Here is a 13,923-nt window from a genome sequence, read left to right on the forward strand (position 1 = left end):
GGTTTTGTATATGTATGGTGGTGGCATGGGGTCCCCAGCCTATGATTCGCGCATGCAGCGCCGCGTTATCGACACGCTGTACATCGATGCCATGGTCCTGGCGGATGAGGCGCGCAGCTATTTCGACGAAGGCGGCCGCTCTGATCGCGAAGCCCTTGATCCGCTCGCGCGTGTATCGTTCAGCTGCGAATCGTTGAAGGTCACCACGCGGTTGATGCACGTCATCGCCTGGTTGTTGACCCAGCGCGCGGTTGACGCGGGCGAGATGGCACCGCGCGAGGCGCTGGATGAGTCGCGTAGATTGGGGGCTGCCCCGATGTCCGAGAGCGCGGTCGTCCAATCGATGCCTGCGACCGCTCAAACGCTGATCCTTGCGAGCATCGATCTTCACCGGCGTGTCGCGCGGCTGGACCAAATCCAGGCGGCGGAGATCGAGAGCTTTGAGAGCCCCGCCCGCACGATGCAGGATCGTCTCGCGCTCGCCTTCTGAGTCGCGGTCGCCCGGTCGCGCGCCCTAATAGAGCTACAGCAGAGCTACAGCTTCAGGCGTTCGCGTGCGGCACGATATTGGCGCTCCAGCCGGTCGACCATGTCGGCAACGGGCTCGACTCGGTCGATGACCCCAATGCCTTGGCCAGAGCCCCAAATTTCCTTCCACGCCTTGGGCTTCGCTCCGTTGCCGGTGCCGAAATCCATGGTTTTGAGGTCCCCCTCCGGCAGACTGTCGGGGTCCATCCCGGCCGCGACGATCGACGCGCGCAGGTAATTGCCATGCACGCCTGTGAACAGGTTTGAATAGACGATGTCGGCGGCCTTGCCCTCGACGATCCCCTGCTTGTACGCGGCTTCCGCATTCGCCTCGACACTCGCGATGAAGGGCGAACCGATATAGGCGAAGTCGGCACCCATCGCTTGCGCCGCCAGAATGGCGTCTCCCGTCGCGATCGATCCCGAAAGGGCGAGCGGGCCATCGAACCATTGGCGGATTTCCTGGATGATCGCGAAGGGCGACAAGCGACCGGCATGGCCGCCCGCACCAGCTGCCACCGCGATCAGGCCGTCCGCGCCCTTTTCGATCGCCTTGCGCGCGAAGCGGTCGTCGATCACGTCGTGCAGCGTGATGCCGCCCCAACTGTGGACGGCGGTGTTCAAATCCTCGCGCGCGCCAAGCGAAGTGATGACGATCGGCACTTGCCACTTGGCGCAGGTCGCCAGATCGGCCTCCAGCCGCTCATTCGAGCGATGGACAATCTGGTTGACCGCGAACGGCGCGGCCGGGCGTTCGGGATGTGCGCGATTATGGGCGGCGAGCTCTTCGGTGATGCGGTGCAGCCACTCGTCGAGCAATCCCTGCGGACGCGCATTAAGCGCCGGGAAGGACCCGACGATCCCCGCCTTGCATTGCGCGATGACCAGTTCCGGCCCGGAAATGATGAACAGCGGCGAACCGATGACCGGGAGCCGCAACGATGCGAACAAGGGGGGAATGCTCATGTCCGTTTCATAGCGCAACCGAAACGCCTGTCCAGCGGCGTTGATTTGCCACGGCGCACGAAAGGGTTATGGGGCGGAATTCTGCGTTTGTTTCCGGAGCACCCTAGTGAAGCTGACCCTTGCTGCCGCCTTGTTGATTGGAGTCGCGTCGCCCGCCTTTGCGGTCGGTCAGTTGCCGGAAGGCGTAGCACCCGTCTCGTATGACATCACCATCCGCCCAGATGCCAAAGCGATGACGTTCTCGGGCGAAGAAACCGTTACGATCTCTGTCGCGCGAGCAACCAAGACGATTGTGCTGAACGCGGCGGACCTCAAAATTACGGGGGCGACCCTCGACGGAACAGCGGTTCCGTTCACGCTCGACACCGGTAAGCAGCAATTGACGCTGACGCTGCCGACGCTCGCGCCGACCGGCCAACACCGCCTGCATTTCGCCTGGACGGGCACGATCAATACCTCGGCGTCGGGCCTGTTCGCGATCGACTATACCAACCCGGACGGATCGGCCGCGCGGATGCTGGCCACGCAGTTCGAGGCCCCCGATGCCCGTCGCTTCGCGCCGATGTGGGACGAGCCCCAGTATAAGGCGACCTTCACGCTCTCGACCGTGGCACCCGCCGCGCAGACCGCCTTTTCCAACATGCCCGCCACGAGCATTACCCAACAGCAGGACGGGACCACGCTCTATCGGTTCGCGGAAACGCCCAAAATGTCGAGCTACCTCCTGTTCCTCGGAATGGGGGACGTCGAGCGCAAGACGGTGATGGCGGGAAAGACCGAAATTGGCATCATCACCCGGCGCGGGGTGGCGGATCAGGGCGATTACGCGCTCGCCCAGGCCAAGCGCCTGCTGACCTATTATAACGATTATTTCGGTCAGCCTTATCCCTTGCCCAAGCTCGACATGATTGCCGGCCCGGGTTCGAGCCAGTTCTTCGGCGCGATGGAAAACTGGGGAGCGATTTTCTATTTCGAGCCCGAGTTGCTGTACGACCAGAAGCGCGCGACGCAGAGCGGCAAGCAGCGCATCTTCACCGTGGTTGCGCACGAAATGGCGCACCAATGGTTTGGCGATCTCGTCACCATGAAATGGTGGGACGACCTGTGGCTCAACGAGGGCTTCGCCTCTTGGATGGAAAACAAATCGAGCATCGATCTCAACCCCGATTGGAATGCGGCGGCGACGGCGGTGGCGCAGGACCGTGAAGCCGCGTTGCAGGCGGATTCGACCTCGGGCACGCATCCGATCATCCGCCATGTCGAAACCGTCGACCAGATTGGCGAGGGGTTTGACGGGATCACTTATGCCAAGGGCCAGGCCGTCATCGGCATGATGGAGTCGACGCTGGGGGCAGACACCTTCCGCGATGGCATCCGCCGTTACATGGCGAAGTACAAATATTCGAACACCGTGACCGACCAGCTGTGGACTGAATTGTCGGCGGCTGCGGGCAAGCCGGTGGCGGATATCGCGCATGATTTCACGCTGCAGCCGGGCGTGCCGCTCGTCACCATGACCAGCGCCCGTTGCGTCGGCGGAGAAACCAAGGTCACTATGACGCAGGGACGTTTCGCTTATGACGGCAGCGCCAAGCAAGTGCTGACATGGCATGTTCCGCTGACGCTTGGTGTGGTTGGGAAGCCAGTGGCGCGCGCGATCGTGCGCGGTGCCAAGCCGACCACGGTCACCGTGCAGGGATGCGGCACCGTGGTGCTCAATCGCGACGAGGGCAGCTATGCGCGCGTGGCCTATGATGCGTCGGCGCACGCGGCGATCGTCCGCGATTTCGCCAGCCTTGCGCTGACCGACCAGCTCGGCACGCTGGGGGATGATTTCGCTCTGGCGAAGGGCGGCAATCAGCGGCTCGACCGTTATTTCGCCGATGTCGGAGCGATCGAACCCGGTGCCAATCCCCTCTTGTGGCAGACGCTCGCCGGGCAGCTATCCGACCTGGGCGGGCGCTTGCCCAAGGGGGCGGCCAAAACCGCGATGCGCGCGCGCATCGTCACGACGCTGGCACCGGCGCTGGAACGCGTCGGGTTCCAGGCCAAGCAGGACGAATCGCCGCTGATCTCCACGTTGCGCGAAACGCTGATCGCGGTGCTGGGCGACAATGGGGACCCCGTCGTCGCTGAGAAGGCACGGCGCTATGTCGCCGCGCTGGCGACCGACACCAACGCGATCCCGGCGGCGATCCGGCAACCGATCCTCGGCACCTATGCCACGAACGCGACCCCTGCCGAATGGGACGCGCTGCTGAAGCTGACGCTGGCCGAAAAGAACCCGGTGGTGAAAAACGGCTATATACGCTTGCTGGGCTATAGCGATGACGATGCGCTGGCCCGTCGCGCGCTCGGCCTGCTGTCGACCGGCGACCTGACCACACCACAAAAGGCCAGCCTGTTGCGCTCGGTCGCGAGCAGCCATCCCGACATGGCGTTCGACTTTGCCGTCAGCAATCTCGCGCTGGTCAATACGCTGGTGGAAACCAGCAACCGGGCGGGCTTCGTGTCCAGCCTGGGGGCCGGTTCGGACGATCCGGCGATGCCCGCCAAGATCACCGCCTTCGCTGCCGCCAATCTGCCGCTCGCCGCACGCGGGGCCGCCAAGGCCACGGTTGCGACGATGGCGGCGCGCCGCCTCGTGAATGCGCGCATTCGCGGCGACATCGCCGCCTGGGCGACGCGTGGCGGCAGCAAAAGCGGGTCTTAATCGAATCGCTTCAACCCGGCGGCATATTTGCGGCCGTTGGCGACATAATGTTCGGCGGAGACGCGCAGCATCGCCTGCGCGTTTTCGTCGAGTTCGCGCACCGCACGGGCGGGGCTGCCGACGATCAGGCTGCCCGGCGGGAACACCTTGCCTTCGGTGACCAGCGCGCCTGCGCCGACAATCGAGCCTGCGCCGATCTCCGCCCGATTGAGCACCACCGCGCCCATTCCGATCAGCACGCTGTCGCCGACGGTACAGCCGTGCAGGATCGCGTGATGGCCGATCGTGCAATCCTCGCCGATCGTCAGCGGCGCGCCGGGATCGGAATGGCACATCGCGCCTTCCTGGATATTGCTGCGCGCGCCCACCACGATCGGCGTATTATCGCCGCGGATCACCGCGCCGAACCAGATGCTGACATCGGGGCCGAGCTGTACATCGCCGATCAGTTCGGCGCTGGGTGCGACCCAGGCATTGTAGCCTAGCGTGGGCCGCAGCCCGTCGATTTCATAGAGCGGCATCTCTCGGTCTCCTAGGCGCGGTTTCTCCCCCCGATGCCAGCACGACGGGTTCCTGTCGATCCGGCGCGGCTTTTCGCCTAGGCGCACAGTATGAGCCTGCACATCTATGTCGACGCCGATGCCTGTCCGGTGAAGGACGAAATCTACAGGGTCGCGTTGCGACGTTCGGTGGCCGTCACCATCGTCAGCAACAGCCCGATCCGCATTCCCGCCCATCCATTGCTGTCGCGCATCGTGGTCGGCGACCGCTTCGATGAGGCGGATGACTGGATCGCCGAACGTGCCGATCGCGCGAGTGTGGTCATCACCAACGACATCCTGCTCGCCGATCGCTGCTTGAAAGCAGGGGCCAGCGTGCTTGCGCCCAACGGCAAGCCGTTCACCACGGCGTCGATCGGCAATGCGATCGCGGTGCGCGCGATCATGGCCGATTTGCGCGCGGGCGGCGATGTCGTGGGCGGGCCCGCACCCTTTGCCAAGGCCGACCGTTCGCGCTTCCTCTCGGCGCTCGACGAAATGCTGGTGCGGCTCGCGCGCTAGGCATCGCTCGGCGGAAAGCGCCGCAGCGCGCCTTCGAGCGAGGCGGTCGCGCTGCCGCGGCGCGCCGGTTGCGGTTGCGTCGGGGCCGGGGACCAGCCGGTCAGATAGAGAATGTCGAATCGCTCAGGCGTCTTGCCGTCGGGATCGGCCCGCTCAGTAAAAAGTTCGGCCGCGCGCGCGAGCGTATCGCGGCGCAGCGGTGTGCGGTCGCGCAGGATATTGGTGGCCCCCATGCCGCGCAAATCGCGCAGCAGCCCGCCGATCCCGCGATAGCGAACGGTCAGCGGCTCGATATCCGCCACGGGCAGCGTGAAGCCTGCGCGCATCAGTAAATCGCCCGCCGAGCGCACATCGACTTGCGGATGGATCCGCGCCGCCGGGCGATCCCGCTCCGCCTCGCGCAGAACGCTGCGCAAGGTGGATAGCGTACCCGCGCCACAGAAGGCGGCGAGGAACAGGCCGTCGGGTCGAAGTGCACGCCGGACGAGCGTGAGCGCGCCGGGCAAATCGTTGACGCTGTCGAGCACGCCGACCGAAACCACCAGGTCGAACGATTCGGCGGGGAAGGGGAGGCGATCCTCGTCCGCCTGCACCCCGCCGGATTGGACAGCAAACAGCGCGCCCGCGTCGCACCGCGTGACCTTTGCCCCCGCTGGAACGGGCAAGGCCCCGTCGAAGCAGCCGAGATCGAGCATGTCGGTGAAACGATGGGTCACGCTCGCCAGCCGTTCCGCAATCCCGTCGAGCATCGCCGCACGCAGGAAATCGAACTCGGCGAAGGTCGGGGCGGCGCGGTCGCGGTGGAGGCGGCGTGCCGCGCGGTCGAAGATGTCGGGAACGCTCATCGCGCGGCTTGTGCCGCTCTAGGCGTCGGGCGACAAGGGGGGCCGTGTCGCCCTGGCTCGCCCCTTTGCGCCTGATCGCCGATTTCGCGCTGCCGCCGCGCTGCCCCGGCTGCGGTGCGGTCACGGGGGAAGATCATCGCTTCTGCGCGGTGTGCTGGGGCGCGCTGCGCTTTCTCGCGCCGCCGTGGTGCGCAACCTGCCATGCGCCGTTCGCTTATGATCGCGGGGCAGGGGCACAATGTGCGGCCTGTATCGCCGATCCCCCGCGTCATGCCGGGGTGCGCGCGGCGGTGGCCTATGGCGATGTCGCGCGCACGGTCGCGCTCCGCTTGAAATATGGCGGTCGCACCGCCTTTGCCGAGACGGTCGGTCGGCAAATGGCGCGGTTGCTGCCGGACGATGCCGATATGCTGGTGCCGGTGCCGCTCCACCGCTGGCGTTTATGGTCGCGCGGCTTCAACCAGGCCGCATTGATTTCCGCCGCGTTAACCCGCGTGAGCGGTGTCGCAAACGATCCGATGCTGTTGCGCCGCGTCAAGGCCACGCCACCGCTGCGCGCGATGGGGGCAAAGGCGCGCGCCCGGGCCGTCGCCGGGGTTTTCCGCGTGATCGACCCGAAGGCGCAGCTGCGCCGCAAGTCGGTGGTGTTGATCGACGACATCTACACCAGCGGCGCGACAACCGACGGTTGCACCGCCGCCTTGCTGCGCGCGGGCGCGGCAAAGGTGACGATCCTGTGCTGGGCGCGGGTGCTCGATTCGGCGGATTGATGCGCCCGACATTGACCCCGACATTGACAACGACCAGTGCACCCCACATTTCTTGGCAATGCCAAAGATCGAAATCTACACCAAAGCCTTCTGCCCGTATTGCTCGCGCGCGATGAAATTGCTCGCCTCGAAGGGCGTCACGCCCGAGGAATATGACATTACGATGGGTGGCCCGAAGCGCGCCGAGATGCTCGAGCGCGCCAATGGCGGCACCACCGTTCCGCAGATTTTCATCGATGATCGCCATATCGGTGGGTCGGACGATCTGGCCGCGCTGGAGCGCGCCGGGAAATTGGACGCCTTGCTCGCGGCATGAAGATCGCGCTTGCCCAGGTCACCAGCGGGATCGATCCCGTTGCCAATGCCGAAACGCTCGTCGCGGCGGTGGCGGAGGCGGCGCGGGGCGGCGCGACGATGCTGTTCACCCCCGAAATGTCGGGCTTGCTGGATCGGGACCGCGCGCGCGCCGCACAGGTCTTGCGCAGCGAAGCGGACGATGTCGTGCTGGCCGCGGTGCGTACCGCAGCGGCGGAACACGGCATCTGGGTTCATATCGGGTCGCTGGCGGTATTGGGGGAAAGCGGGCGGCTCGCCAATCGGGCGTTCGTGATCGACGACAATGGCGAAATCCGCGCGCGGTACGACAAATTGCATTTGTTCGACGTGGATTTGCCGACCGGTGAGAGCTGGCGCGAATCCGCAAGCTACGCACCCGGTGAGGGCGCGGTGGTGGTGCAGACCCCGGTCGGCGCGCTGGGCCTGTCGATTTGTTACGATCTGCGCTTTGCCGATCTGTACCGTGCGCTGAGCAACGCAGGCGCGACCGTGCTGGCTGTGCCCGCTGCCTTTACCCGTCCGACCGGCGCGGCGCATTGGCACGTGCTGCTGCGCGCCCGCGCGATCGAGGCCGGGGCCTATGTTATCGCGGCCGCGCAGACCGGTGTCCATGCCGATGGCCGAGCAACCTATGGCCATTCGCTGGTGATCGACCCGTGGGGAGAGGTTGTCCTCGATATGGGCGAGACGGCTGCTTTGGGCTTTGCCGAGATCGATCCGGCGCGTGTCGCCGATGTTCGCGCGCGCATTCCGGTGCTGGCGCATCGGCGCGCGATCCCGGAGGTCGAATCGGCGTGATCGTGTTCGATCTGCGCTGTCGTCAGGCGCATGTGTTCGAAGCCTGGTTTGGCTCAACTACTGCGTTCGAGGATCAGCAGGCGCGAGGCCTGCTCGCGTGCCCGATCTGCGGTGATGATGAGATCGTCAAGGCCGTGATGGCCCCGAATGTGGGCGCAAAGGGCAACAGCCGCAGCGTTCCGGCGCCAAACGTCGAGGCGGCGGCTCCTCCAGCCCTCACCCCGGAGACGATGAAGGCCGCGCTCCACGCGCTCGCTCAAGCCCAGGCTCAAGCGCTGGAGAAGTCGGAATGGGTCGGGCGCGCCTTTGCCGATCGCGCGCGCGCGATGCACGTCGGGGAAACCGCCGCGACGCCGATCCACGGCGAAACGACCCTGGCCGAGGCGAAGGCGCTGGTCGAGGAAGGCGTACCGGTCGCGGCCTTGCCGTTCCCGGTAATTCCACCCGATACGGTCAATTGATTTCGTCAGCGCCGCACAGTACCACCGCGCGCGGCGCCCCCGTAGCTCAGTCGGATAGAGCGACGGTTTCCTAAACCGCAGGCCGGTGGTTCGAATCCACTCGGGGGCACCAGCCTAAATCGGTCACGTACCCCGGCTTTGCGCCAGCACCTCATACGCCATCACTGCGGTCGCGACCGCCGCATTCAGGCTGTCGGCCTTGCCCAGCATCGGGATCTTCACCAACAGATCGCACTGCGCCGCATAAGCATCGGGCATGCCTTGCGCTTCGTTGCCGGTCAGCAGGAAGGTCGGGGCGGTGTAGCTGGCGGCGCGATAGTCGCTGTCGGTGTCGAGGCTCAACCCCACCAATTGCCCCGGTCCACTGCGCAACCACTGCGTGAACTCCGCCCATTCGCACTGCACGACGGGCACGGTGAACAAAGCGCCCATGCTTGCGCGCACGGCTTCGACCGAGAAGGGATCGACGCATTCGCCGATCAGAATCAGGCCGCCTGCACCGACCGCATCGCCGGTGCGCAGGATCGTGCCGAGGTTACCGGGATCGCGCAGTCGCTCGGCCACCAGCCAGATCGCCGCGCTCGAGCGATCGAGGCTGGCCAGATCGCGCGTAAATTCGGGGAAGACACCGACCACCGCTTGCGGATTGTCCTTGCCCGACAGTTTGGAGAGGATGTCGGGCACCGTTTCGATCGCTTCGCCGCCCGCCGCCTCGACATCGGCGACCAGCGCCTGCACCAGCGGATGCGCCGCGCTGTCGCGGGCGAAGAACAAATATTGGGGAATACGCCCGGCTTCGCGCGCCTCGGTCAGGATGCGCAAGCCCTCCGCCAGGAACAGCCCTTCCTCGCGGCGATGCCGCTTCTCGCGCAGCAAGCGCACGCGCTTGATCAGCGGGTTGGAATAAGCCGTGATTTCACGCGGCATTACAGGCGCTCCGGTGCGGCGGCGGGAGCAAGGCAGGGGATGTCGACGTCCATTCCCGCCACATGCCCTCCGCCAGCGCAGCCCGCAAGCGGGGGCTGTGCGGGTCGGTCAATCCTCGCCGAACTTGGCTTCGACCAGGTCGCACAGCGCGCTGACGGCCGTCTCAGCATCTTCGCCGTCGGCGGAGATCATGATCGTGTCGCCCATCGCTGCGCCGAGCATCATCAGGCCCATGATCGACGTGCCCGTGACAGAGCCCGCACCGTCTTTTTCGACCAGCACTTCGCACGGTTGCGCCGCCGCCAGCGTCACGAACTTAGCGCTCGCTCGGGCATGGAGCCCGCGCTTGTTGGTGATCAGGACGCTGCGGCTGACGGCCATCAGGCCGCCGCCTCGCCCAACACCTCGGATGCGACCGAAATATATTTGCGACCCGCCTCGCGCGCGGCAGCAACGGCATCGACGACCTTCATCGACTTGCGCGCCGATTCGAGCCGGATCAGCATCGGCAGGTTGATCCCCGCAATCACCTCGATCCGCCCGCGTTCGAGCAGCGAAATAGCGAGATTGGAGGGCGTGCCGCCGAACAGATCGGTAAGCAGGATGACGCCGCGCCCGGCATCGACACGGGCGATCGCGGCGGCAATGTCGTTGCGCCGCGCCTCCATATCGTCGTCCGGACCGATCGCGACGGTGGCAACACGCTCCTGCTTGCCCACGACATGTTCCATCGCGGTCACAAATTCGTCGGCCAATCGGCCATGAGTCACGAGAACAAGCCCGATCATCGCTCCGCCCAGCTCATGCAACACGCGCCCCATTATTTTGCGTCTCGTCCGGCGCGCCTTCCAGCGAGTCCTGGGGAGCAGCGTCAAGATCTCGATGCGAGACCGTGGGCGAAAATCCCTCCGCGCGCAACCTGGCACCTACCCGCTCTGTCACATGCACCGAGCGATGCCGCCCGCCGGTGCAGCCGAACGCGACGGTGACATAGGATTTTCCTTCGGCTCTGTAGCGCGGAAGCAACAGCAGCAGCAGCGACTCGATCTGCCCGACTGCGGATTCATAAGCAGGGTCTGCTGCGACATAGGCGGCGACATCGGCGTCCAGCCCGGTACCGGGGCGCAGCTGCGGCACCCAGTGCGGGTTGCGCAGGAAGCGCATATCGAAAACGAGGTCAGCGTTGCGGGGCAGGCCGCGGGCGAAGCCGAACGAGGTTACGGAAAGCGTCGGTTGCCCCAGCCGTTCACCGGAAAACGTGGTGCGGACCTGCTGTGCCAGTTCATTGGCGGACAGCGTGGTCGTGTCGATCAATCGGTTGGCCCATTGGCGAATCGGAGCCAGCAATTCGCGCTCGCGCGCGATGCCGTCCGCCGCTGGGCGGTCCAGCGCCAAGGGGTGGCGGCGGCGGGTTTCCGAATAGCGCCGCTCCAGTTCGCTACCGGCGCAGTCCAGGAACAAGGTGCCGATGTCGTGGCCGTGAAGTTTCCGCAGCCGCTTGATCCGTTGGACGATCCGTTCGGGATCGAAGTCCCGTGTGCGCGCTCCGATGCCAAGCGCAAGCGGCTGGCCTGATTGGCCGGCTCCGTTCGGGAGCGGCGTGTCCAGCAACCGATCCAGCAACAGGAGCGGGAAATTGTCGACGACCTCCCACCCGAGATCCTCGAGCGTTCGGAGCACCGTCGACTTGCCGGCACCCGACATGCCAGTGACGAGCAAAATGTCCTTCGGGTCACGCATTATAGTTCCTTTGTAGCGCGGTGCAGCGCTAATTCCACCTTGATCGGGGCAGATTGTTCGAAGGCTTCAAGCTTGGTTTCGGGCAGATCGACCCCCGCGATGGTCATTACGGTCTGGCGCAGTGGCATCCGTTCGACGGCACCGCCCAGATGCACCACGAGCGCGGCGGCGACATTGTCGATATGCGGAATCGCGACGATGCCGATCCCGCGAACTTCGATCTTTCCGACAATCGTTTCTGGAGCCGAGGCAAACAGCGCACCGTCGCGAACCTCAAGGATCGTGTAATCGTCGCTGATCAGATTTGCCCCACGATCAATCAGGCGCAAGGCGAGGTCGGACTTGCCCGAACCGGACGGCCCCATCAGCAGCACCGCGTGACTGCCGATCGCAACAGCGGTTGCATAAAGCCGAATCTGCTTCACGTCGCGTTCCTCGCCGGAAGGCGGACGACCAGACGGGCACCCTCCGCGCCGTCGCTACGACTCTCGACATTGATCGTCCCTTGGTGGGCCTCGACGATCGTGCGCGCGATAGCAAGGCCCAAGCCGGAATGCTTTCCGAACGCTTCGCCCGCTGGGCGCAAGGACTGGAATCGACGAAACACCTGCTCGCGCGCGCTTTCCGGAACGCCGGGCCCCTGGTCCTCCACCGAAACCGTCAAAATGTCGTGATCGCGCGACGCCGTAATCGTGATGACACCGCCTTCGGGTGAGAAGGAAACTGCATTTTCGATAAGGTTTTCCAGCACACGTTCCAGGCGCCCGCCTTCTCCGAGCACGATCAGGGGTTCGGCAAGCTTGTTGTCGAACCAGATCCGAATGCCGCGCTCGATCCCGCGCGCGTCGCGGCTGGCGATCAGTGCCATGATCATCATGCCCAGATCGACAGGCTCGAACTTCGCGCGGCTCAATTGTGCGTCCAGGCGTGAGGCCTCCGCGATGTCGGTGATCAGCCGATCGAGCCGCTGGACATCATCGCGAACGATCGCCAGCAGACGATCCTGCAGCGCGGGATCCTTGACCATCGCCATGCCCTCGACGGCGGAGCGCAATGAGGCGAGGGGGTTTTTCATCTCGTGCGTGACGTCGGCGGCAAAGGCCTCGATCGCGTCGATCCGCGCGCGCAGCGCGAGGCTCATGTCGGAGAGCGCACGCGCCAACATGCCGATCTCGTCGCGGCGCTCGGGCAGGCGCGGAACCACCACTTCGCGCGCGCGCCCAAGCCGCACCCGCACCGCCGCGCGTGCGAGCCGCCGCAACGGTCGCACGATCGTGCGTGCGAGAAACAGGGAGAGCAACACCGACACGATCGCGACGATCAGCAAGACCACGCCAAGGCGAAAGCGCTCGACCCGCACGGTTTGCGTGATGTCGCGCGCGTTGATCGTGCTCATCACCACGCCGCCGCCCGGAAAGGCCGAGGCGGCGGTGATGACGGGCGTGCGATCGGGCGCGCGCCATACCGTCGCGGCGACCTTCGGCTCGGCACGCGCGGTGCGCACGTCGGGCCACGCCATTCCACTGGTTCGCTCGCGATAGAGTGGTGCGCGCGGTGCCCCGACCACGGTGTCGATGACCGCGTCCAGAAAGCGCGCTGCAGCCTGCTGCCAATCCTGTTTGTCGGGGTCTTGCAGCACGAAATTGCGCAGTCCCATCGCGCGCGTGTCGATGATGAGCTTCGCGTCCTTGTCATAAATCCGCAAGCGTGCGCCCATGTCCTGTGCCAGCTTCAGCGCGAGGTCGGGACGCTGCTTCTGCGGTACCGCGACGATCGCCTCGGCGACCAGGCGGGCCTCGCGGATCGATTGGGTGACGCGGCCGTCGACGATGCGGCTGCGGTAGGAATCGAGATAAAAGAAGCCGCCAGCGAGCATCGCGAGCGCGAAGACGTTCACGAACAAAATGCGGGGTGTAAGTGAAACGCGCGCCGACCAGCGCAGCGACAGGGCGCGCGCATCCTCCTCGTCGCGGGTCAGATCGATGCTGACGGCGCTATTCCTCGGAGAATCGATATCCGGCTCCATAAAGCGTCTCTATCGCATCGAAGTCGGCATCGACTTGGCGAAACTTGCGCCGCACGCGCTTGATGTGGCTGTCGATGGTGCGGTCGTCGACATAAATGTCGTCATGATAAGCCGCGTCCATCAACTGGTTGCGGGTTTTGACGATGCCAGGGCGCTGCGCCAGCGTTTCCAGGATCAGAAATTCGGTGACGGTCAGGGTTACGGTATCGCCATTCCAGGTAACGCGGTGCCGCGCCGTGTCCATCGCCAATCGGCCGCGCACCAGCGATGTCTCCGGGGTTGCCTCACCGTCGCCCGCGCCGCCCTGCGCAACTTCGGTGCGGCGCAAGATCGCCCGAATCCGCGCGATCAGCAGCCGCTGCGAGAACGGCTTGGCGATATAGTCGTCCGCCCCCATCGCCAGGCCTAGCGCTTCGTCGAGCTCGTCATCCTTGGAGGTCAGGAAAATCACCGGCAACATGCTCTTTTCGCGCAGGCGGCGGAGCAGCTCCAGCCCATCCATGCGCGGCATCTTGATATCGAGGATCGCGATGTCGGGCGGGTTGTCGATCAGCGCCTTCAGCGCCGTCTCGCCATCCGAATAGACCCGCGTGACAAAGCCCTCGGCCTGAAGCGCGATCGAGACCGAGGTCAGGATATTGCGGTCGTCATCGACCAAAGCAATCGTTGCCGTCATCAGGCGGGATAGATCCTTGTCGTTCGCGAGTCGGCGTAATCGATTACACGCGCAGCCTCAATGCACGCTGAACAGA

General features: G+C 65.1%; 17 protein-coding genes and 1 tRNA gene. 8 read left to right on the forward strand and 10 right to left on the reverse strand.

Going from position 1 to position 13,923, the window contains the following annotated elements:
- Window positions 1-52 precede the first annotated feature (52 nt).
- The gene (locus ACP7BL_RS13685) at window positions 53-490 is read left to right on the forward strand and encodes a DUF1465 family protein (RefSeq protein ID WP_231565226.1); all 438 of its coding nucleotides are present in this window, start codon (window positions 53-55) and stop codon (window positions 488-490) included.
- A gap of 44 nt (window positions 491-534) precedes the next feature.
- Here the strand turns inward: ACP7BL_RS13685 and ACP7BL_RS13690 are convergent, their stop codons facing one another.
- Complete coding sequence (locus ACP7BL_RS13690; RefSeq protein WP_426258596.1) at window positions 535-1,494, reverse strand: NAD(P)H-dependent flavin oxidoreductase; 960 nt, start codon at window positions 1,492-1,494, stop codon at window positions 535-537.
- Window positions 1,495-1,600: 106 nt separating this feature from the next.
- On the opposite strand from ACP7BL_RS13690, the gene ACP7BL_RS13695 reads away from it, so the two are divergent.
- Window positions 1,601-4,207 (forward strand): M1 family metallopeptidase, encoded by a 2,607-nt coding sequence (locus tag ACP7BL_RS13695; RefSeq protein WP_033965948.1) that lies wholly within the window; start codon window positions 1,601-1,603, stop codon window positions 4,205-4,207.
- On the opposite strand, the gene ACP7BL_RS13700 is transcribed toward ACP7BL_RS13695, so the two are convergent.
- Complete coding sequence (locus ACP7BL_RS13700; RefSeq protein ID WP_033965950.1) at window positions 4,204-4,728, reverse strand: gamma carbonic anhydrase family protein; 525 nt, start codon at window positions 4,726-4,728, stop codon at window positions 4,204-4,206. The genes ACP7BL_RS13695 and ACP7BL_RS13700 overlap by 4 nt on opposite strands.
- Window positions 4,729-4,818: 90 nt before the next feature.
- Between ACP7BL_RS13700 and ACP7BL_RS13705 the strand changes: the two genes are divergently transcribed.
- The gene (locus ACP7BL_RS13705) at window positions 4,819-5,268 is read left to right on the forward strand and encodes a YaiI/YqxD family protein (RefSeq protein ID WP_171010433.1); all 450 of its coding nucleotides are present in this window, start codon (window positions 4,819-4,821) and stop codon (window positions 5,266-5,268) included.
- Here ACP7BL_RS13705 and ACP7BL_RS13710 read toward each other — a convergent pair.
- Entirely contained in the window at window positions 5,265-6,113 is an 849-nt protein-coding gene (locus ACP7BL_RS13710; protein ID WP_426258597.1) for a class I SAM-dependent methyltransferase, read from the reverse strand. The two genes, ACP7BL_RS13705 and ACP7BL_RS13710, sit on opposite strands and share 4 nt — an antisense overlap.
- Before the next feature lie 44 nt (window positions 6,114-6,157).
- On the opposite strand from ACP7BL_RS13710, the gene ACP7BL_RS13715 reads away from it, so the two are divergent.
- The 5 genes from ACP7BL_RS13715 (at window position 6,158) to ACP7BL_RS13735 (ending at window position 8,590) form a co-directional block, all read left to right on the forward strand.
- Window positions 6,158-6,883, forward strand: a complete 726-nt coding sequence (locus tag ACP7BL_RS13715) for a ComF family protein (protein WP_426258598.1) — start codon at window positions 6,158-6,160, stop codon at window positions 6,881-6,883.
- A gap of 58 nt (window positions 6,884-6,941) precedes the next feature.
- Window positions 6,942-7,199 (forward strand): glutaredoxin 3, encoded by a 258-nt coding sequence (gene grxC / locus ACP7BL_RS13720; protein WP_033965957.1) that lies wholly within the window; start codon window positions 6,942-6,944, stop codon window positions 7,197-7,199.
- Window positions 7,196-8,017, forward strand: coding sequence for a carbon-nitrogen hydrolase family protein (locus ACP7BL_RS13725; protein ID WP_033965958.1), 822 nt, complete (start codon window positions 7,196-7,198; stop codon window positions 8,015-8,017). The genes grxC and ACP7BL_RS13725 overlap by 4 nt, the downstream gene beginning before the upstream one ends.
- On the forward strand, window positions 8,014-8,478 hold the full coding sequence (locus ACP7BL_RS13730; protein ID WP_137902297.1) for a DUF1178 family protein: 465 nt from the start codon (window positions 8,014-8,016) through the stop codon (window positions 8,476-8,478). Before ACP7BL_RS13725 ends, ACP7BL_RS13730 begins: the two co-directional genes overlap by 4 nt.
- Before the next feature lie 35 nt (window positions 8,479-8,513).
- Window positions 8,514-8,590, forward strand: a tRNA-Arg gene (locus ACP7BL_RS13735).
- A gap of 11 nt (window positions 8,591-8,601) precedes the next feature.
- On the opposite strand, the gene ACP7BL_RS13740 is transcribed toward ACP7BL_RS13735, so the two are convergent.
- The 7 genes from ACP7BL_RS13740 to ACP7BL_RS13770 all read right to left on the reverse strand — a co-directional run bounded on the left by ACP7BL_RS13740 (window position 8,602) and on the right by ACP7BL_RS13770 (window position 13,847).
- A complete protein-coding gene (locus tag ACP7BL_RS13740; RefSeq protein ID WP_033965960.1) occupies window positions 8,602-9,405 on the reverse strand; it encodes a TrmH family RNA methyltransferase in 804 nt (267 codons plus the stop codon).
- Window positions 9,406-9,513: 108 nt separating this feature from the next.
- Window positions 9,514-9,786 (reverse strand): HPr family phosphocarrier protein, encoded by a 273-nt coding sequence (locus ACP7BL_RS13745; protein ID WP_126846376.1) that lies wholly within the window; start codon window positions 9,784-9,786, stop codon window positions 9,514-9,516.
- Entirely contained in the window at window positions 9,786-10,193 is a 408-nt protein-coding gene (locus ACP7BL_RS13750; RefSeq protein ID WP_033965982.1) for a PTS sugar transporter subunit IIA, read from the reverse strand. Before ACP7BL_RS13750 ends, ACP7BL_RS13745 begins: the two co-directional genes overlap by 1 nt.
- Window positions 10,194-10,206: 13 nt before the next feature.
- Complete coding sequence (gene rapZ / locus ACP7BL_RS13755; protein WP_185867584.1) at window positions 10,207-11,145, reverse strand: RNase adapter RapZ; 939 nt, start codon at window positions 11,143-11,145, stop codon at window positions 10,207-10,209.
- Entirely contained in the window at window positions 11,145-11,570 is a 426-nt protein-coding gene (locus ACP7BL_RS13760; protein WP_033965963.1) for an HPr kinase/phosphorylase, read from the reverse strand. Before ACP7BL_RS13760 ends, rapZ begins: the two co-directional genes overlap by 1 nt.
- On the reverse strand, window positions 11,567-13,171 hold the full coding sequence (locus tag ACP7BL_RS13765; protein WP_426258599.1) for an ATP-binding protein: 1,605 nt from the start codon (window positions 13,169-13,171) through the stop codon (window positions 11,567-11,569). Before ACP7BL_RS13765 ends, ACP7BL_RS13760 begins: the two co-directional genes overlap by 4 nt.
- Window positions 13,140-13,847, reverse strand: coding sequence for a response regulator transcription factor (locus tag ACP7BL_RS13770; protein ID WP_010402796.1), 708 nt, complete (start codon window positions 13,845-13,847; stop codon window positions 13,140-13,142). The genes ACP7BL_RS13765 and ACP7BL_RS13770 overlap by 32 nt, the downstream gene beginning before the upstream one ends.
- Window positions 13,848-13,923: the final 76 nt, after the last annotated feature.

This window comes from Sphingomonas sp. DC1600-2 (assembly GCF_049897605.1).
Classification (GTDB): domain Bacteria; phylum Pseudomonadota; class Alphaproteobacteria; order Sphingomonadales; family Sphingomonadaceae; genus Sphingomonas.